The organism is Streptomyces sp. NBC_00388 (assembly GCF_036061255.1).
Lineage (GTDB): Bacteria > Actinomycetota > Actinomycetes > Streptomycetales > Streptomycetaceae > Streptomyces.
The window spans coordinates 4,902,366-4,920,152 of the sequence record NZ_CP107948.1 but is presented as its reverse complement, the minus strand read 5'-3'; the positions used below and the strand labels follow the sequence as shown (position 1 = coordinate 4,920,152).

Sequence of the window (17,787 nt, the reverse complement as noted above, 5' to 3'; positions counted from 1 at the left end):
CCTCACTTGTCGCCGTCGAGGGTGTAGGTGCGGTCGCGCTGCGGGACGGTCGTGCTGCTGCCTGCGGCGACGAGCGCCAGCCGGACATGTGTCGCGAAGGACTCCGCGTACGCGACCCGCTGCGCGTCGAGCGTCTTCAGGGCGAAGGTGATCGGGACGGCGTCGGTGGCCTGCCGGGAGCGGTCGCTCTCGCTCTGGTCCGGGTCGAGGGCGGTGAGCTTGCCGACATCCACGACGCGCGCGCCGGAGACGATGACCTTGGAGGTGTCGGGGACGCTTTTGTCGTCGCCCTTGAACGTCGCGTAGATGTTGACACTGGAGCCCGGCGTGATCTTGCCGGCCACCCCGGTGGAGGCGTCGATCATGATGGCGATCTCCTGTTCGCCCGGGCCGAGTTCGGGATGCCGCACGATCATGTCGCTCTGCAGCAGTGAGCCCTTCCGCAGCTGGGTGACGGCGATCTTGCCGCGCACCTGGGCCAGATCGGTCACCGCGTTGGCGGAGAGCCACCGCCGGGGCATCCGCGTCTCCTCGAAGTCGCCCGCGGTGAGCTGTTCGTACGGGGCTATGTCGCTCCGGACGCGGTACGCGGTGACCTCGGGGCCGACTTTCGTGTTCACGTCGCGGATGACCGAGAGCACGCCGATGATCGCGGCGACGGCGCAGACGGCCGACAGGATCAGCAGGACGACGCCGCGGCGCTGGCGGGAGTTCACTGGGCGGGCAACCTCTCGAGCTGGGCGTGCGGATCGGCGAACGGTGCGGAGCAGAAGCCGCAGCGGTCTCCTATGAGTTCGAGCCCGCACCAGCGGCACGGCTCGCGGCGTACGGAGGAGACCAGCTGGTGGAGGACGGAGACGTCGGAGATGGCGGCGGCGAACTCCACCAGCCGGGGCGTGGCCCACCAGCCGGGCGAGTCGGCGGGCAGCGCGGTCTCCAGCACGCCCTGGACCTGCCAGGCCGGGGCGAGCACCGACGAGACCCAGTCGGACTGGAGCTGCCCCCGGGCGACGAGCAGCCGCGTCGCGAACGCCGGCCCTTCGAGCAGGCCCGGCTCGGCGCCCGTCACCTTGGCCAGCTGTGGCGCGGGTGAGGCCAGGACGGCGAACTGGGTGCCCGGCATCCAGGACTTGGCGTGTGCGGTCAGGGAGACCGGTACGTGGTCGAGCCTGGTGACCGTCGGGAGCAGCGCTCCCGCGTAGATGTAGTGGGCGAGCAGCCGTCCCGCCGATGCCAGCACCCCGGGGCTGAAGTCGCAGACGGAGAGCTGGCGCAGCTGCCGGGCGAGTACGGCGACTCCGAGCGGCGGAAGACCGACGGGCAGCAGGGCGATACGGTCGCTCTCCAGTACCGAGCGGACGGCGTGCAGCCGCTGGACGTACGGCGCGGGCAGCGCCGCGGCGTAGGGCACGACGACGTATCCGTGCTGCTCCAGGAGGGCGTGGAGCTCCGCGATGGAGGCCTCGAACGGCTGCGCGGAGGGGGGCTGGAGCACAGCGGCGAGGGGTGTGTGCCGGTCGGAAGGCGGCAGCACGAGATCGCCGCTGGTGACAGCTATGGCGGTCGGCACGTCGTGGTCCCCCGTTCACAGCGGGTTGCTCCTGCACCAGCACTGTATCCAGGGGACCCGCCGGAAGAGCCACAACTGCCCAAGATTCATTGGATCTTGGACTGTGTGCGGCGCGGCCCGTCAGGCGGAGAAACCGTGGAGAACACGGCTCCTTCGCGCCGGATCCCTTGACAATGCAATTGGTCTGGACCAGCTTGGGGGCACTCGGCGGTGGCCACCGTTCCGCATTTTCGCTCCGCTTCTCAGCACCCCCACCTGGAGGCCGTTCGTGACATCCGGATCTTCCACCCGCGCCTGGCTCGGCGCGGCCGTGGCCGCCCTCGCCGCCGCTGCACTCTCCCTCACCGGAACGACGGCCCAGGCCGCGGACGGCACGGCCACCGCGCACAGGTCCGCCGCGGCGGCGCCGGCGATCACGGCGGCGCCGCCCGCCCACGCGGTCACGGGTTACTGGCAGAACTTCAACAACGGCGCCACCGTCCAGAAGCTCAGCGCCGTACCGGCGGACTACGACATCATCGCGGTCGCCTTCGCCGACACCGGGAGCTCGCCGGGCGCCGTCACCTTCAACCTGGACTCCGCGGGGCTCGGCGGCTACACCGCCGACCAGTTCAAGGCCGACATCAAGGCCAAGCAGGCAGCGGGCAAGTCCGTCGTCATCTCCATCGGCGGCCAGAACGGCACGGTCTCGGTGAGCGACTCGGCATCGGCGGGCAACTTCGCCGACTCCGTCTACGCGCTGATGCAGGAGTACGGCTTCAACGGCGTCGACATCGACCTGGAGAACGGCCTCAACTCCACCTATATGTCACAGGCACTCAAGTCCCTGGCGGCGAAGGCCGGTTCGGGCCTGGTGGTCACCATGGCCCCGCAGACCATCGACATGCAGTCGACGTCGAACGAGTACTTCAAGACGGCGCTCGCGGTCAAGGACATCCTGACCGTCGTCAACATGCAGTACTACAACAGCGGTTCCATGCTCGGCTGCGACGGCAAGGTCTACTCCCAGGGCTCGGTGGACTTCCTCACCGCGCTCGCCTGCATCCAGCTGGAGGGCGGCCTCGACCCCTCACAGGTCGGCATCGGCGTCCCCGCATCGTCCAGTGCCGCGGGCAGCGGCTACGTCTCGCCGAGCGTCGTCAACAACGCGCTGGACTGCCTCACCAAGGGAAGCAACTGCGGTTCCTTCAAGCCCTCGAAGACCTACCCGGGGCTGCGCGGCGCGATGACCTGGTCCACCAACTGGGACGCCACGTCGGGCAACGCCTGGTCCGGGGCGGTCGGGCCGCACGTCCACAGCCTGTAGCACCCGCCGCACCCAGCACGGCAGCGCCGCCGCTCCCCCGGCGGCGCTGCCGCTGCGCGCAGGGGACGGCATCCGCCGCGGCGGGCGTCCGCCGGAGGACCGGCGGACGCCGTCACACGTGCGGCCCGAGCGCTACGGCTTGGGCAGGGCGCAGCCCGTGCGGCTCAGATCGATCTTGCTGCCCGCGCCGACGCACGGCACGATCCCGTACGTCTCCTCGGCGTAGTTGATGCCCTGGTGGACGGTGACATTGCCCTGCTCGTCCACCTCGCACGGGTTGTTCTCCGTGCAGCGCTCGCCGTCCTCGTTGCCCGTGTTGTTCACCGCGACGACCTTGCCGGTCGCGGTGTCGACCACCGGCGATCCCGAGGTCCCGCCGATGGTGTCGCAGGCGGAGGTGTAGCGGAGCGAGTCCTTCCAGGTCCAGTCGCCCTCCTTGAGGCGGTAGACGAATCCGTCCGTGTTGCAGCTGTAGATCTTCTTCCAGTACCCGGAGACCACACTGATCGCGGCCCCCTGCGCGGGGTGCGCCGCGTCGAGCGTGAGCGCCGCGATCTTGTACTTGCTCTGTATCTGCGCGTACGTGGAGGTGAGCTGGTAGAGCGTGATGTCCGTGTCGGTCATCGTCGAGTAGGCGACCTTGCTCGCCTTGAGGGTGGCGACCGAACTGCCGGCCGCGTTGAGCAGCGAGAAGGAGCGGGTGGACGGCTGGTCGGTGATGACCTGACCGGGGGCCGGGAAGCCGGTCTCCAGGCAGTGGCCGTTGGAGAGCACCAGCGCGGGATCGCCCGGCTGGGAGTCCGGCACGCGGACGACGGAGCCGGAACAGTTGCTCAGCGCCACCGTTCCCGCGAAGTCGGCGGCCTTGGCCGCGGGGTGGCCGCCGGCCGCCACCGCGGGTGCCGCTGCCGCGCCCGTCAGGAAAAGGGCGAGCAGTGCGCCGACGAGAGGCTTCTTCATGTGGGGGGTCCCCTCTGTGACCGAAGTTCTTCCGGTTTGACATGCGCATTCTTAACGCAAGAGGGGCTGCCGGGGAAGGGCACCTCGTGGGACCCCGGCCGCCCCACGAGCACCGTCAGTAAACCTGCACACCGAATGCGCAGCCCGGTCACGGCGTCCCGAGAACAGGCACGAACCGCATAACCGCCCTTGGTCATAAATGCGGGAGTGTCCATTTTGCTGAAATTCACAGCACGCCCTGCAATGCGGACCTGTATATCCGGTGAAGGCGCTGTCCCGGCCCGGTGAACGGGCCTGCACTCGGCCGCAATTCCTTGGCCGCACAGCCCCTGACCGGGGGCCTTCCGAGTGGAAGCGGGAGGCGCCGTCGTGCTTTGATCCTCCGCACCGCGGGAGTCGCTCCATTTGTTCCCGCTCGCTCGTATTACCAAGAGAAGGGCCCGCTCACATCATGAACACCTCTCCCCAGGTCGAGACCCTCGAAATCTCCGACGCCGACCTCGACAATGTCTCGGGCGGCCTCATCGGCGGCCTCGCCGACAACGTGACCGGCACGGTCGACTCCATCGCCCCGGTCTCCGGCGTCGTCGCCGGCGTCACCGGCACGGCCGCGGGCCTGACCGGCGTCAACCTCGGCGCCGTCACCGGCACCGTCACCGGCCTCACCGCCGGCGCCTGAGTCACGGCTCCACACGGGCCCCGGAACCACTCCCCGGTTCCGGGGCCCGTCGGCGCTCCCGTGCTCGCAACGTAAGGGAAGAACCCGTGCAGTTCCGCCAACAGGCCCTGTCCAAGCTGCAGTCGCCGGAGGAACTCGACCTTCCCGTGCGTCTCGCCAGGCCGCAGGGCCTGCTCGCCCTGGTGGTGACCATCGCCGTGATGGCCGCCGCATCCGTGTGGGCGGTGACCGGGTCGGTGTCGTCGACGCTGCGCGTGCCCGGCATCCTGACGCACGCGCAGGGCAGTTACGTCCTCCAGAGCCCCGTCACCGGGCAGGTCACGGGTGTGCTCGCCAAGGAGGGGCAGCGCCTGACCGCAGGGGCGCCGGTCCTCAGAGTCCGTACGGCGCAGGGCGACCGGCTCGTCCGCACCATCGACGCGGGCCGCGTCACCACGCTCTCCGCCGGGACCGGCGCGGTCGTCACCACCGGCGCCGACGTCGCCACCGTGGAGAAGACCCGCAGCGCCGGGGACCCCCTGCTCGCGATGGTGTACGTCCCTGCGAACAGCGCGGGGACCGTGCCGGTCGGCGCGGACGTCGATCTCACCGTCCAGTCGGCTCCCGCACAGCAGTACGGGGTGCTGCGGGGACGCGTCCAGGCGGTGGGGCGCGGCGCGCAGACCAGCCGGCAGGTCGCCGGCTTCCTCGGCGACAAGGAACTGGCCCGGCAGTTCACGGAGAGCGGCCCCGCGGTCGCGGTGCTCGTGAAACTGACCGCTTCGTCCTCCACCAAGTCGGGTTACCTGTGGTCGTCCGCGGGCGGACCGCCGTACCGGCTCGACTCCATGACCCCGGCCTCCGGCGCCGTACACCTCGCCGGACAGCGCCCGATCGATTGGCTGCTTCCGTGAGCTCCTCCCCCGCCGCCCAGCAGAAGCTGCCGCCGGCCGGCCACGGCCGCCGCAGGGCGCGCCCCGCACCCGGGCCCCGGCGCCGTCGCGGAACGGTCCGGACCCCCACCGTCCTCCAGATGGAGGCCGTCGAGTGCGGCGCCGCCTCCCTCGCCATGGTCCTCGCCCACCACGGCCGTCACGTCCCCCTCGAAGAGCTCCGCATCGCCTGCGGCGTCTCGCGCGACGGCTCACGGGCCAGCAACCTCCTGAAGGCGGCGCGCCGTTACGGCATGACCGCCAGGGGCATGCAGATGGAGCCGGCCGCCCTCGCCGAGGTCGAGGCGCCCGCCATCCTCTTCTGGGAGTTCAACCACTACGTCGTCTACGACGGCATGGGCCGCCGCTTCGGGCGGCGCGGTGTGCACATCAACGACCCGGACAAGGGCCGCAGGTTCGTGCCCGCCGAGGACTTCGACACCAGCTTCACCGGCGTCGTCCTCGTCCTCGAACCGGGCGGCGACTTCCGCGGTGGCGGGCGCAGGCCGGGCGTCCTGGGTGCACTGCCCGCACGGCTCCGCGGCACCACGGGCACCATGCTCGCCGCGCTCGTCGCCAGTCTGCTCCTGGTCGCGACCGGGGCGGCGCTGCCCGCGCTCAGCCGTACGTACATCGACATGTTCCTGATCGGCGACCAGACCTCGCTCCTCGGCGCGCTGTTCGCCTCGATGGCCACGATGGTGGGGCTCACCGCCGTCCTCACCTGGCTCCAGCAGGCGAACCTGCTGCGCGGGCGCATCATCTCGTCCACGCTCAGCAGCGCGCGCTTCCTCGGCCATCTGCTGCGGCTCCCCGTGACGTTCTTCGCGCAGCGCAGCCCGGCCGACCTGGTGCAGCGGCTCCAGTCGAACGACGCGGTCGCCGAGACCCTCGCGCGTGACCTGACCGCCGCAGGCGTCGACGGCGTGGTGGTGCTGCTCTACGCGGCACTGCTGTGGACGTACGACCCGCAGCTGACGCTCGTCGGCGTCGGCGTCGCGCTCGGCAACGTCGTCGCGATGCGGATCGTGATCCGGCTGCGCGCCACACGCACGCAGAAGCTGCGCGCGGACACCGCCCGGCTCACCAACACCTCGTACACGGGCCTTCAGCTGATCGAGACGATGAAGGCCACGGGTGGCGAGAACGGCTACTTCCGGCGCTGGGCCGGGCAGCACGCCACCACGCTGGAGGAGCAGCAGCGTCTCGGGGTGCCGAGCGCGTGGCTGGGCGTCGTGGCACCGACCCTGGCGACGCTGAACAGCGCACTGATCCTGTGGATCGGCGGTCTGCGCGCGGTCGACGGACATCTGTCGGTGGGGCTTCTCGTGGCGTTCCAGGCACTCGTCGTCCGCTTCACCGCGCCGATCACCCGCCTCAACGGCGTCGCGGGCCGCATCCAGGACTTCGCCGCCGACGTGACCCGCCTGAAGGACGTCGAGAGCTTCCCCGCGGACTCCCTGTACGCCCGTTCCGGGACGGCCACCAGCACGCGGCGCCTGAAGGGGCACGTCACACTGGACGACATCACGTTCGGCTACAGCCCGCTCGACACACCCCTCCTGACGGGCTTCTCGCTGGCCGTGGGGCCGGGGCAGCAGGTCGCCCTCGTAGGCGGCTCGGGAAGCGGCAAGTCGACGGTGTCGCGCCTGATATCGGGTCTGTACAGCCCGTGGGAGGGCACGATCCGGATCGACGGGCAGCGCCTCGACGACATCCCGCGGGGCGCGCTGACGGCGTCCGTGTCCTTCGTCGACCAGGACGTGTTCCTGTTCGAGGGCACGGTCCGCGACAACATCACCCTGTGGGACCCCTCGATCCCGGACGAGGCGGTCGTCGACGCGCTCAAGGACGCGGCGCTGTACGACGTCGTGGCGCGCAGGCCCGGCGGCGTCCAGGGCCGCGTCGAGCAGGACGGACGGAACTTCTCCGGCGGCCAGCGCCAGCGGCTCGAAATCGCGCGGGCCCTGGTCCGGCGGCCGAGCATCCTCGTGCTCGACGAGGTGACCAGCGCCCTGGACGCCGAGACCGAGCACACCATCATCGACAATCTGCGCCGCCGCGGCTGCGCCTGCGTGGTGATCGCCCACCGCCTCAGCACGGTCCGCGACAGCGACGAGATCGTGGTCCTGGACCACGGCCGGATCGTGGAGCGCGGCCGCCACGAGGAACTGGTCGCCGCCGGAGGGCCGTACGCGGAACTGGTCAGGGAGCACTGACGTGACGTACACACACCAGGAGAACGCCGCGGGCGACCAGGTGACCTCAGCGCTCGGCGCCCTGGGCGTGCCGGTGGACTGCACCGGCCTGCGCAGCCTCCCGCTCGGCGGGCCCCAGGTCCTGTGGCTCGTCGTCGCCGGCGCACTCGACCTGTTCGCGGTGGACGCCGTCGCGCAGGGACACTGGCACTTCCTGGGGCGGCTCAAGGCGGGGACGCTGCTCCTCGGTCCGGTCGACGGCCCCCAGCACACCCTCGTGGGACGGCCGCTCCGGGGCTGCGTGCTGCGCCGCATCGCACTGCGGGAACTGCAGCGCCCCGAAGGCGACGGCTCGTGGGCGTACGGCCAGGAGTACCTCAGCCAGTACGACACCCAGGACTCGGCCCTGAGCCTGCTGGAGCACGCCTTCGCACTGGGCGTGGGCCGCAGCCAGCAGGTGCTGTTCGAGGCTCCGCTCGACGGCAGGACCGCCGGTGACGACTCCGTGGGCGACGACGACGTCCTGTGGCTGCCGGTCATGCCGGGCAGCGTGCAGTACGGGGCGTCGTACAGCGCGGACGCGGCGGGCGACCTGCTGGTCGACGGGGCGATGTGGCAGCGCATGGTCAATCAGCAGTTCCGGCTGCTCTCGGCCCTCGACCGGTGGATCGAACGCCTGGAGAGCGCGCACGAGACCCGTACGGCGGCGGGTATCAAGGCGGGCGAGACCGTCCGCGAGAACGCCGACCGGACCTTGATCGCTTCCATGGGCCACCAGGGAAGGAGGGGTGCGCGGCGCACGCCTTCCGCGAGCGGGGACGACGCCACGTACGCCGCGTGCGAGCTGGTCGCCGAAGCGGCCGGGATCGTGCTGACCGAGCGCGCGCGGATCGGCGCAGTGAGCGAGCGGACCGACCCGGTCGAACAGATCGCGGTCGCCTCACGGATCCGGAGCAGGGCCGTCCGTCTCGACGGCCGCTGGTGGCGCGAGAACACCGGCCCCCTGGTGGGTCACCGGGCCGCGTCAGGCGCCCCGGTCGCGCTCCTGTGGCGGCGCGGCGCGTACGAGGCGGTCCATCCCTCCAGCGGACGGCGCGCCCGGATAGGCGAGGAGAACGCCGACGACTTCGAACCGCGGGCCGTGATGCTGTACCGGCCACTGCCCGACCGGCCGCTCGGCCCGCTGCGGCTGCTCCGGTTCAGTGCCCGCGGCACCCGCGGCGACTTGCGGAACCTGCTCGGCGCCGGCCTGGTGACCGTCGCGATCGGCGCCCTGGTGCCGGTCGCCACCGGGCGGGTACTCGGCGCGTACGTGCCGGACGGCGAGACGGATCTGATCGTCCAGGTGTCCCTCGCGGTGATGGTGACGAGCATCGTGTCGGCGGCTTTCATGCTGTTGCAGAACCTGACGGTCCTGCGATTGGAGGGCCGGATCGAAGGTGCTCTCCAACCGGCCGTGTGGGACCGGCTGCTGCGGCTCCCGACGCGCTTCTTCGCCACCCGCTCCACCGGCGAGCTGGCCAGTGCCGCGATGGGCATCAGCTCGATCCGCCGGCTCCTGTCGGGGGTGGGGCCGCTGGTGGTGCAGGCGGGCACGGTCGGCGTGATGAACCTCGTCCTGCTGCTCTGCTACAGCGTGCCCCTCGCCCTGACCGCCCTCGGCATGCTGGCGGTCATCGCGGCCGTCTTCCTCACCCTCGGGCTGTGGGAGCTGCGTTGGCAGCGGCGCCTCGTGGTGCTCGGCAACAAGCTCAACAACCAGGCGTTCCAGACACTGCGCGGCCTGCCGAAGCTGCGCGTCGCGGGAGCGGAGAGCTTCGCTTACGCCGCGTGGGCCGCGGAGTTCGCGCGCAGCCGGGAGCTCCAGCGGCGCGCGGGACGCGTCAAGAACCTGACCACGGTCCTCAACTCCGTCTACCTGCCGCTGTGTTCGCTGGTGATGTTCATGCTGCTTGCGGGTCCGGCGCGGGGCAGCATGTCGGCGGGCGACTTCCTCACGTTCAGCACGGCGGTGACGATGCTGCTCACCTCGGTCACTCAGCTCACCGGCGCGACGCTCTCGGCGGCGGCGGTACTCCCGATGTTCGAGCAGATCAAGCCGGTCCTCGACGAGGCGCCCGAAGTGCGCGCCGCCAGCACCCAGCCGGGTGTCCTGACGGGTGAGATCGAGGCGCGCGGGGTGTCCTTCCGGTACACGGACGACGGTCCGCTCGTCCTCGACGACGTGTCGCTGTCCGTCCGGCCGGGTGAGTTCGTGGCGGTCGTCGGCCCGAGCGGCTGCGGCAAGTCGACGCTCCTGCGTCTCCTCATCGGTTTCGACCGGCCGGTCGCGGGCGGTGTCCTGTACGACGGTCAGGATCTCACGGCGCTCGACCAGGCGGCGGTGCGCCGGCAGTGCGGGGTCGTGCTGCAGAACGCGCAGCCGCTGACCGGTTCGGTCCTGGACTGCATCTGCGGTGCGGAGGTGTTCACGCAGGAGGAGGCGTGGGAGGCGGCGGCGATGGCGGGTCTCGCCGAGGACATCAAGCGGATGCCGATGGGGCTGCACACACTGATCGCCGGTGGCGGCGCGATCTCGGGCGGCCAGCGCCAGCGCCTCATGATCGCGCAGGCGCTGATCCGGCGCCCCCGCGTCCTGTTCTTCGACGAGGCGACGAGCGCACTCGACAACGAGACCCAGCGCACTGTCATCGAGAGCACGCGCGCGCTGAACGCGACCCGGATCGTCATCGCGCACCGCCTGTCGACGGTCATGGACGCGGACCGGGTCGTCGTCATGGCGGACGGCCGCATCGTCCAGCAGGGCCCGCCGGACCGGCTGCTCGCGGAGACGGGCGGCCACCTGCACGAGCTGGTGCGGCGCCAGATGGCATAGCGGCTTCCGTGAGCGTGGCGTGACCTCGGAGGTTCGCGACCTCGCGGCCTGCCGGGATGCCTTGCCCGTCGGAACTGAACATCGGTGTCCTGCCCGTCCGGGGCCTCGCGGAGTCTCCCGGGCCTCGCGGAGTTCAGGTCCTGCCGGCGCGCCGTATCCGGCGGCGCCCGGTGCCGCCCCGTACGCACCGCGACCGGGGGGCGGGGCCCGCAGGCCCCGCCCCCCGGTCTTCGGAAACCGCAGCCCTAGATCACCAGGCTGAGCAGCGCCGCGACCACGAAGCCCGCGACCGACAGGACGGATTCCAGCACCGTCCAGGACTTCAGCGTGTCCCGTTCCGAGATGCCGAAGTACTTGGAGACCATCCAGAAGCCGCCGTCGTTCACATGCGACGCGAAGATCGAACCGGCCGAGATGGCCATGATGATCAGCGCGAGGTGGGGCTGCGACAGGTGCTGACCGTCGACCAGCGGCAGGACGATGCCCGCCGTGGTCACGATCGCCACGGTCGCGCTGCCCTGGGCCACCCGCAGCACCAGCGATATCAGGTAGGCGAGCACGATGACCGGCAGACCCACGTCGTTGAAGGTCTTGGCCAGCGCGCCCGCGATACCGCTGCCGCTGAGGACCGCGCCGAAGATACCGCCGGCGCCCACCACGAGGAGGATGTTGCCGACCGGCTTGAGCGAGGCGGTCGAGACGGCCTCCAGGGACTTGCGCGACCAGCCGCGCCGGATCCCCAGCAGGTAGTACGAGAGGAAGAGCGCGATCGTCAGGGCGACGAAGGGGTGCCCGAAGAACTCCAGGACCGAGCGGAGGGTCGAGGGGTCCAGCGCGATGGAGGAGAACGTCGCCAGCAGGATGAGGACCAGCGGGGTCCCGATGATCGCCAGGACCGTGCCCAGCGGGACCGGCTTCTCCTGCGGCTTGACGCCCTGCGCCTGCTGCTCGGCGGTGACCGCCGCCTTGGCCTCCTCGGCGGCCTCGACCATGTCCTGCGGCACCGGCACGAACAGGCGCTTGCCGATCCACGCGGCGTACACCCAGGCCGCCAGCACGGCGGGGATGCCGCAGGCCGCGCCGATCACGATGATCCAGCCGAGCGAGACGTGGAAGAGGGCTGCGGCGGCGACCGGGCCCGGGTGCGGCGGCAGGAACGCGTGGGTCATCGAGAGACCCGCGAGCAGCGGCATCGCGTACAGGATGATGGACTTGCCGGACCGCTTGGCGGCCGCGTAGACGATCGGCGCGAGGACGAAGATGCCGACGTCGAAGAAGACCGGGATGCCGAAGATGAGGCCGGTGAGCCCCATCGCGAGCGGGGCGCGCTTCTCGCCGAAGAGGTTCAGCAGCCGGGAGCTCAGCACCTCGGCGCCGCCCGAGACCTCAAGGATCGATCCGAGCATCGTGCCCAGGCCGATGATGATCGCGATGTGCCCGAGGATGCCGCCCATGCCCGACTCGATCATCGAGACGGACGACGACTTCTGGACCGTGCCGAAGAGTTCGGTGACCGAGAGACCGGCACCGAGGCCGACGGCTATGGAGACGCCGAGCAGGGCGACGAACGGTTGCAGCCTGACCTTGATGATCAGGAAGAGCAGGAGGGCGATGCCCAGGACGGCGACGGTCAGCAGACCGGTGGTACCCCCGACGATGGCGAGGAGACCGCCGGTGTGGGGTGGCGCTGCGGGTGTCTCAGCGGCGAAGTACATGGGGGAACTCCGTTGTTACCTCGGGGACTTCAGGGCAGGGGGACATCGGCACCCGGGGGTGCGGCGGGGCAGGGTGGAGCGCGGCACGGCGCCCCGGGAGGGGGGAGGGGCGCCGTGCCGTGGTGCGGTACGGCGGTCTCAGCCGAGTACGGCGAGCGCGTCGATCTCGATGAGCAGGCCGGGCGGCAGGCCGACGTAGACCGTCGTACGGGCCGAGGCGGGCTGGGTGAGGCCCTGCTCCTCGAAGTACGCGTTGTAGATCTCGTTCAGCTCGGCGAAGTGTGCGACGTCCGTGAGGTAGACGCGCATCATCATCACGTCGTCCCAGGTCGCCCCGCCCTCCTCCAGGATCGCCTTGACGTTGGCGAAGGTCTGGAGGGTCTGCTCGCGCAGGGTCGGGCCCGCCGGCGTGGGCGCCTGGCCCTCGACGGCCGGCAGGAAGCCGACCTGGCCGGCGACCTGGAGGATGTTGCCCTTGCGGACGCCGTGCGAGAACTTCGCGGGCGGCGTGGTGTGGGTTGCGGGGGTGAGAGCGGTCTTCTCGGTCATGCCCTTGCTTCCTTCGGGGGGTGGTGCGGGGGGACGGACTTCGCCTGTGGTGCGGTGCCCGCGTACTCGCCGCTGATGGCGTCGGCCGTGCGGCGCACCAGCGGGAGCAGGGTGAGGAGTTCCTCTGCGGTCACGACCACGTTGGGGGCCGACATCGACATGGCGGCGACAACACGGCCGTCCACGCCCCGGATGGGGGCTCCGACGCAGTTGATGGACTCCTCGTGGCCACCGAGGTCGGTGGCCCAGCCCTGTTCGCGCACCGTGGTCAGCTCCTTGAGGAAGGCGCCGGCGTTCGGTGTCGAACGGGCCGTGTAGGTGGGGTAGTCGAGCCGCTCGGCGACGGCGCGCCGCTCCGGCTCCGGGAGGTCGGCGAGCAGCAGTTTGGCGACGGCCGCCACGGTGATCGCGACGGGCCTGCCGATCCGCGAGTACATCCGGACCGGGTAACGGCTCTCGACCTTGTCGATGTACAGGACCTCGTTCTCCTCGTACACCGCGAGGTGCACGGTGTGCCCGCACTCCTCGTTGAGCCTGGCCAGATGCGGGTGGGCGATCTCCCGCACGTCCAGGTTCTCGACGGCCTCCTGGGCGAGGGCGAAGAGCCGGGTGCCCAGGCGGTAGCGCTGGTCCTGCTGGCGGTAGACGAGCCCGTGCTCGTGGAGGGTACGCAGCAGCCGCAGCGCGGTCGACTTGTGGACACCGAGGCTCTCCGAGACCTGGCCGAGGTCGGCGGGCCCGCGGGCGAGCAGCGGCAGGATGGACAGCGCGCGGTCGACGGTCTGGCTCATGGCGTACATACCTCCTCGTCGGCGCCGGTCGCATCGGACACGTCCTCGGTCCAGCCGGGGCCGAACCGAAGTGTGCCCCAGGCGGTGTCGTCGAGGGCGGCGAGGCGGTCGGCCAGGGCCCGCGAGGGCGGGGCGGCCAGGTCGCCGTGGACGGTGAGGGCGGCGGCGGCCATCAGATGACCGTGCCGTACGCGGTCCCGGAGCGGGAGGCCGCGGAGGGTGCCGGAGAGAAACCCGGCGGCGAAGGCGTCGCCCGCGCCGACCGGCGCCACCACGTCGACGCGCAGGGCCGGGACGGTGGTGACGGCTCCGAGGGCGTCCTCGGGGCCGGCGAAGACCGTGGCCCCGGCGGAGCCCCGCTTCACGACCAGTACGGCCGGCTCCGGCAGCGCCGCCCGGATGGCGGCCGCGCCCTGGACCCCCCAGGCCGCCTCCGCCTCGTCCTCGCCGACGAAGACCACGTCAGCCCCGCGCGCCAGCTCCAGCAGCACCCGCGGCCCGGCCCCTTCGGCAGCGCTCCACAGCCCGGGGCGGAAGTTGACGTCGAAGGAGACCAGCGGGCGGCCCGGCGCGGGCGCGGTCAGCTCGCGCATCAGGGCCAGGCAGCCAGGGGAGAGGGCAGCCGTGATCCCGGAGAGGTGGAGCACCTGCCCGGACCAGAGGGCCGCGTGGTCCAGCACACCGGGCGCCATCGCGCTCGCGGCGGAGCCGGCCCGGTAGTAGACGACCTCGTGGTGGTCGGCGTCACGGTCGTCGGCGGTACGGAAGTAGACACCGGTGGGGCGGTGCGGGTCGCGCTGGACGGCCGAGGTGTCGACCCCGTACGCCGCGACGGCACCGGCCAGGTGGTCGCCGAAACCGTCGGCACCGACCCTGCTGATCCAGCGCGCGGAGTGCCCTGCGGCGGCCAGCGCGCACGCCACATTGGACTCGGCGCCGCCGATGCCGCGGTCGAAGGAGGGGACGTCGGCGAGGCGGCCGGGCCGGGAGGGCAGGAACGTGACCATGGACTCGCCGAGACAGACGACGTCCACTGGGGGCGCTGGGGGGTGCTGCGCGGTCACGATCGGTCTCGCTCCTCGGTGGTGGGCGGCCGGGGGCTTCGTTGACCCGGCGATGGCTCGGATGTTAGACAGCGGTGAGCGATATGCGCAATGAGCGTTGCACATGATGCAACGCGAAATCTCTGGGAGGTTCCATGGCGGGCGCGGCAGGTACGACGGGCGCGGCGGACGCACGCGAGACCATCGGTGCGGAAGTGGTGGACCACCGCTTCAAGGGGCTGCCGCCCGGCGCCGAGGGGCAGACGGTCGCCGCGCTGGCCGCCGACCGCAGGAACCTCTTCACCGGCGGGTTCACCACCCCCGTACTCGCGCTCTCGGCCGAGTCGGTCGAGCACAACCTCGCCCTCATGGAGACGTACTCCACACGGCACGGCCTCGCCTTCGCCCCGCACGGCAAGACCTCGATGGCCCCGCAGCTCTTCGACCGGCAGGCCGAGCACGGCGCGTGGGGCATCACCCTCGCCGTACCCCACCAGGTCCGGGTCGCCCGCGCCTTCGGCGTGCAGCGGATCTTCGTCGCCAACGAGATCGTGGACGCCCCCGCACTGCGGTGGATCGCCGCCGAACTCGCCGCCGACCCCGGCTTCCGCTTCCTCTGTTACGTCGACTCCGTCCGCGGTGTCGAGCTCATGGACGAGGCGCTGCGCGGCTCGGCCCGCCCGGTCGACGTGGTGGTCGAGCTGGGTGCGGGCGACGGCGCCCGCACCGGCGTGCGGACCGAGGCCCAGTGCGCGGCCGTCGCCGACGCGGTGGCCGCGACGGACACGCTGCGCCTGGTGGGCGTCGCCGGATACGAGGGCGAGGTGCCCGACGCCGACGGCGAGCGGGTCCGCGCCTGGCTTCGCCGGCTGGTCCGGCTGGCCGCCGACTTCGACCGGGCGGGCCGCTTCGCGGGCCTCGACGAGATCGTGCTGAGTGCGGGCGGCAGCGCCTGGTTCGACGCGGTGGCCGATGTCTTCGCCGAGGTCCCCGCCCTCTCCTCCCCCGTACTGAAACTGCTGCGCTCCGGCGCCTACGTCTCGCACGACGACGGCCACTACAAGCACCTGACGCCCTTCAACCGGGTGCCGTCCGAGGGTGCGCTCCAGCCGGCCTTCCGGCTCTGGGCGCAGGTCGTCTCGCGGCCCACCGCGGAGCAGGCGTTCGTCAACGCGGGCAAGCGGGACGCGGCGTACGACATCGACCTGCCGCAGGCGCAGGCCGTCCGCGACGCGCGCACCGGCGAGGTCCGCCCCGCCACCGGCGTCACGCTCACCGGCCTCTCCGACCAGCACGGCTGGCTGCGCACCACCGAAGAGGCGCGGCTGGAGGTCGGCGACTGGGTCGGCCTCGGGCTCTCGCACCCGTGCACCTCGTTCGACAAGTGGCAGCTGATCCCGCTCGTCGAGGCGGACGGCACCGTGACGGACTACATCCGTACGTACTTCTGAGCGGCCACCGGGCAGCGAGCCGGGCAGCGGAGCAACAGGGCAAGGGAGCAGGACTCATGGATCTCGTCATCCGCGGCGTGAGGGTGGTGGACGGCAGCGGGCACGCCTCGTACCGCGCCGACGTCGCCGTCGACGGCGGCCGCATCACCTCCATCGTCCGCGAGGGGGCCGGCCAACGGCCCGGCGCAACAAGGGTGGTGGAGGCGGACGGGCTCGCCCTCGCGCCCGGCTTCATCGACATGCACGCCCACTCCGACCTGGCGCTGCTGCGCGACCCCGGCCACGAGGCGAAGGCAGCCCAGGGCGTGACCCTGGAGGTGCTCGGCCAGGACGGCCTGTCGTACGCACCGGTCGACGACCGCACCCTCGCCGAGGTCCGCCGGGCCATCACCGGGTGGAACGGCGACGGTTCGGACATCGACTTCGACTGGCGCACCGTCGGCGGCTATCTCGACCGGCTCGACCGGGGCATCGCGGTGAACGCGGCGTATCTGATCCCGCAGGGCACCCTGCGGATGTACGCGATGGGCTGGGACGACCGGCCGGCCACCCCGGCCGAGACCGAGCGGATGAAGCAACTGGTCGCCGAGGGCATGGAACAGGGCGCCGTCGGCATGTCGTCGGGGCTCACCTACACGCCGGGGATGTACGCGGACGACGCGGAACTCACCGAACTGTGCCGGGTGGTGGCCTCGTACGGCGGCTACTACTGCCCGCACCACCGCAGTTACGGCGCGGGCGCGCTCCAGGCGTACCAGGAGATGGTCGGCCTCACCCGGGCGGCGGGCTGCGCGCTCCATCTCGCCCACGCCACGATGAACTTCGGCGTGAACAAGGGGAAGGCACCGGAGCTGCTGGCCCTCCTCGACAGGGCACTGGACGACGGTGCGGACATCTCTCTCGACACCTACCCGTACACGCCGGGCTGCACGACACTCGTCGCCATGCTCCCCAGCTGGGCGAGCGAGGGCGGACCCGACGCGATCATGGAGCGGCTGCGGGACGAGGAGACGTCCCGGAAGATCCGCCAGGTCATGGAGGTCGAGGGCGCCGACGGGTGCCACGGCGTGCCCATCGAGTGGGACGCCATCGAGATCTCCGGAGTGTCCGACCCCGCTCTCGGCGGCTACGTCGGCCGCACGGTCGCGGCGAGTGCGCGCGAGCGCGGCGAGGAGCCGTGGGTGACCGCGCGGCGGCTGCTGATCGAGGACGGGCTCGGTTCGACGATCCTCCAGCACGTCGGGCACGAGGACAACGTCCGGCAGATCATGCGCCACCGGGTGCACACCTCCGGCAGCGACGGAATCCTCCAGGGCACCAAGCCGCACCCGCGGGCGTACGGCACCTTCCCGCAGTATCTGGGCCGGTACGTACGGGAGCTGGGCGTGCTGTCGCTGGAGGAGTGCGTGGCGCACCTCACCTCGCGCCCGGCGGCCCGGCTGCGGCTGCCGGACCGCGGTCTCGTCCGTGAGGGCTACCGCGCCGACCTGGTGCTCTTCGATCCGGAGACGGTCGCGGCCGGTTCCACCTTCGAGGACCCTCGCACCCTGCCCACCGGTATCCCGCACGTCCTGATCGACGGCCGTTTCGTGATCGAGGACGGCAGGCGCACGGATGTGCTCGCGGGCCGCTCCGTCCGGCGCACCCCCCGGCGGGCCTGAGGGACCTCCGGCCGCCTCCGGCCCGCCCCACCGGCCGCGGCCCGTCCTGCACTCCCCCGGCAGGACGGGCCGCTCTGC

General features: G+C 71.4%; 14 protein-coding genes. 7 read left to right on the top strand and 7 right to left on the bottom strand.

Annotation, left to right across the window (positions count from 1 at the left end; translation table 11 throughout):
* Nucleotides 1-2: 2 nt before the first annotated feature.
* Entirely contained in the window at nt 3-716 is a 714-nt protein-coding gene (gene cpaB, locus OG917_RS22165; protein ID WP_328319349.1) for a Flp pilus assembly protein CpaB, read from the bottom strand.
* Nucleotides 713-1,570, bottom strand: a complete 858-nt coding sequence (locus OG917_RS22160; protein WP_328319348.1) for a hypothetical protein — start codon at nt 1,568-1,570, stop codon at nt 713-715. Before OG917_RS22160 ends, cpaB begins: the two co-directional genes overlap by 4 nt.
* A gap of 268 nt (nt 1,571-1,838) precedes the next feature.
* On the opposite strand from OG917_RS22160, the gene OG917_RS22155 reads away from it, so the two are divergent.
* Nucleotides 1,839-2,876, top strand: coding sequence for a chitinase (locus tag OG917_RS22155; RefSeq protein ID WP_328319347.1), 1,038 nt, complete (start codon nt 1,839-1,841; stop codon nt 2,874-2,876).
* 132 nt (nt 2,877-3,008) lie between these two features.
* On the opposite strand, the gene OG917_RS22150 is transcribed toward OG917_RS22155, so the two are convergent.
* Nucleotides 3,009-3,836, bottom strand: a complete 828-nt coding sequence (locus tag OG917_RS22150; RefSeq protein ID WP_328319346.1) for a S1 family peptidase — start codon at nt 3,834-3,836, stop codon at nt 3,009-3,011.
* 451 nt (nt 3,837-4,287) lie between these two features.
* Between OG917_RS22150 and OG917_RS22145 the strand changes: the two genes are divergently transcribed.
* From OG917_RS22145 to OG917_RS22130, 4 genes are all read left to right on the top strand, one after another.
* Nucleotides 4,288-4,515 carry a type A2 lantipeptide gene (locus OG917_RS22145; protein ID WP_328319345.1) on the top strand — a complete coding sequence of 76 codons (228 nt, stop codon included), beginning with the start codon at nt 4,288-4,290 and terminating at the stop codon, nt 4,513-4,515.
* 86 nt (nt 4,516-4,601) lie between these two features.
* On the top strand, nt 4,602-5,408 hold the full coding sequence (locus tag OG917_RS22140; RefSeq protein ID WP_328319344.1) for an HlyD family efflux transporter periplasmic adaptor subunit: 807 nt from the start codon (nt 4,602-4,604) through the stop codon (nt 5,406-5,408).
* Nucleotides 5,405-7,645 carry an NHLP family bacteriocin export ABC transporter peptidase/permease/ATPase subunit gene (locus tag OG917_RS22135; protein ID WP_328319343.1) on the top strand — a complete coding sequence of 747 codons (2,241 nt, stop codon included), beginning with the start codon at nt 5,405-5,407 and terminating at the stop codon, nt 7,643-7,645. The genes OG917_RS22140 and OG917_RS22135 overlap by 4 nt, the downstream gene beginning before the upstream one ends.
* Nucleotide 7,646: 1 nt before the next feature.
* Nucleotides 7,647-10,499 (top strand): NHLP bacteriocin export ABC transporter permease/ATPase subunit, encoded by a 2,853-nt coding sequence (locus tag OG917_RS22130; RefSeq protein WP_328319342.1) that lies wholly within the window; start codon nt 7,647-7,649, stop codon nt 10,497-10,499.
* A gap of 245 nt (nt 10,500-10,744) precedes the next feature.
* Here OG917_RS22130 and OG917_RS22125 read toward each other — a convergent pair whose 3' ends face one another.
* The 4 genes from OG917_RS22125 to OG917_RS22110 form a co-directional block, all read right to left on the bottom strand.
* Nucleotides 10,745-12,214: a GntP family permease gene (locus OG917_RS22125; RefSeq protein WP_328319341.1), complete on the bottom strand. Its 1,470-nt coding sequence runs from the start codon at nt 12,212-12,214 to the stop codon at nt 10,745-10,747.
* A gap of 138 nt (nt 12,215-12,352) precedes the next feature.
* Nucleotides 12,353-12,763 (bottom strand): RidA family protein, encoded by a 411-nt coding sequence (locus OG917_RS22120; protein WP_266853723.1) that lies wholly within the window; start codon nt 12,761-12,763, stop codon nt 12,353-12,355.
* A complete protein-coding gene (locus OG917_RS22115; protein WP_328319340.1) occupies nt 12,760-13,554 on the bottom strand; it encodes an IclR family transcriptional regulator in 795 nt (264 codons plus the stop codon). Before OG917_RS22115 ends, OG917_RS22120 begins: the two co-directional genes overlap by 4 nt.
* Complete coding sequence (locus OG917_RS22110) at nt 13,551-14,618, bottom strand: sugar kinase (RefSeq protein WP_328319339.1); 1,068 nt, start codon at nt 14,616-14,618, stop codon at nt 13,551-13,553. Before OG917_RS22110 ends, OG917_RS22115 begins: the two co-directional genes overlap by 4 nt.
* A gap of 134 nt (nt 14,619-14,752) precedes the next feature.
* On the opposite strand from OG917_RS22110, the gene OG917_RS22105 reads away from it, so the two are divergent.
* Together OG917_RS22105 and OG917_RS22100 are read left to right on the top strand one after the other, a co-directional pair.
* On the top strand, nt 14,753-16,048 hold the full coding sequence (locus OG917_RS22105; RefSeq protein ID WP_328319338.1) for an amino acid deaminase: 1,296 nt from the start codon (nt 14,753-14,755) through the stop codon (nt 16,046-16,048).
* A gap of 56 nt (nt 16,049-16,104) precedes the next feature.
* Nucleotides 16,105-17,709 (top strand): N-acyl-D-amino-acid deacylase family protein, encoded by a 1,605-nt coding sequence (locus OG917_RS22100; protein ID WP_328319337.1) that lies wholly within the window; start codon nt 16,105-16,107, stop codon nt 17,707-17,709.
* The last annotated feature ends 78 nt before the right edge of the window (nt 17,710-17,787 follow it).

Coding starts and splice junctions, on each gene's coding strand:
- OG917_RS22120 (WP_266853723.1), bottom strand. CDS start 12,763: ATGACCGAGAAGACCGCTCTCACCCCCGCAACCCACACCACGCCGCCC.
- OG917_RS22145 (WP_328319345.1), top strand. CDS start 4,288: ATGAACACCTCTCCCCAGGTCGAGACCCTCGAAATCTCCGACGCCGAC.
- OG917_RS22125 (WP_328319341.1), bottom strand. CDS start 12,214: ATGTACTTCGCCGCTGAGACACCCGCAGCGCCACCCCACACCGGCGGT.
- OG917_RS22150 (WP_328319346.1), bottom strand. CDS start 3,836: ATGAAGAAGCCTCTCGTCGGCGCACTGCTCGCCCTTTTCCTGACGGGC.
- OG917_RS22100 (WP_328319337.1), top strand. CDS start 16,105: ATGGATCTCGTCATCCGCGGCGTGAGGGTGGTGGACGGCAGCGGGCAC.
- OG917_RS22115 (WP_328319340.1), bottom strand. CDS start 13,554: ATGAGCCAGACCGTCGACCGCGCGCTGTCCATCCTGCCGCTGCTCGCC.
- OG917_RS22105 (WP_328319338.1), top strand. CDS start 14,753: ATGGCGGGCGCGGCAGGTACGACGGGCGCGGCGGACGCACGCGAGACC.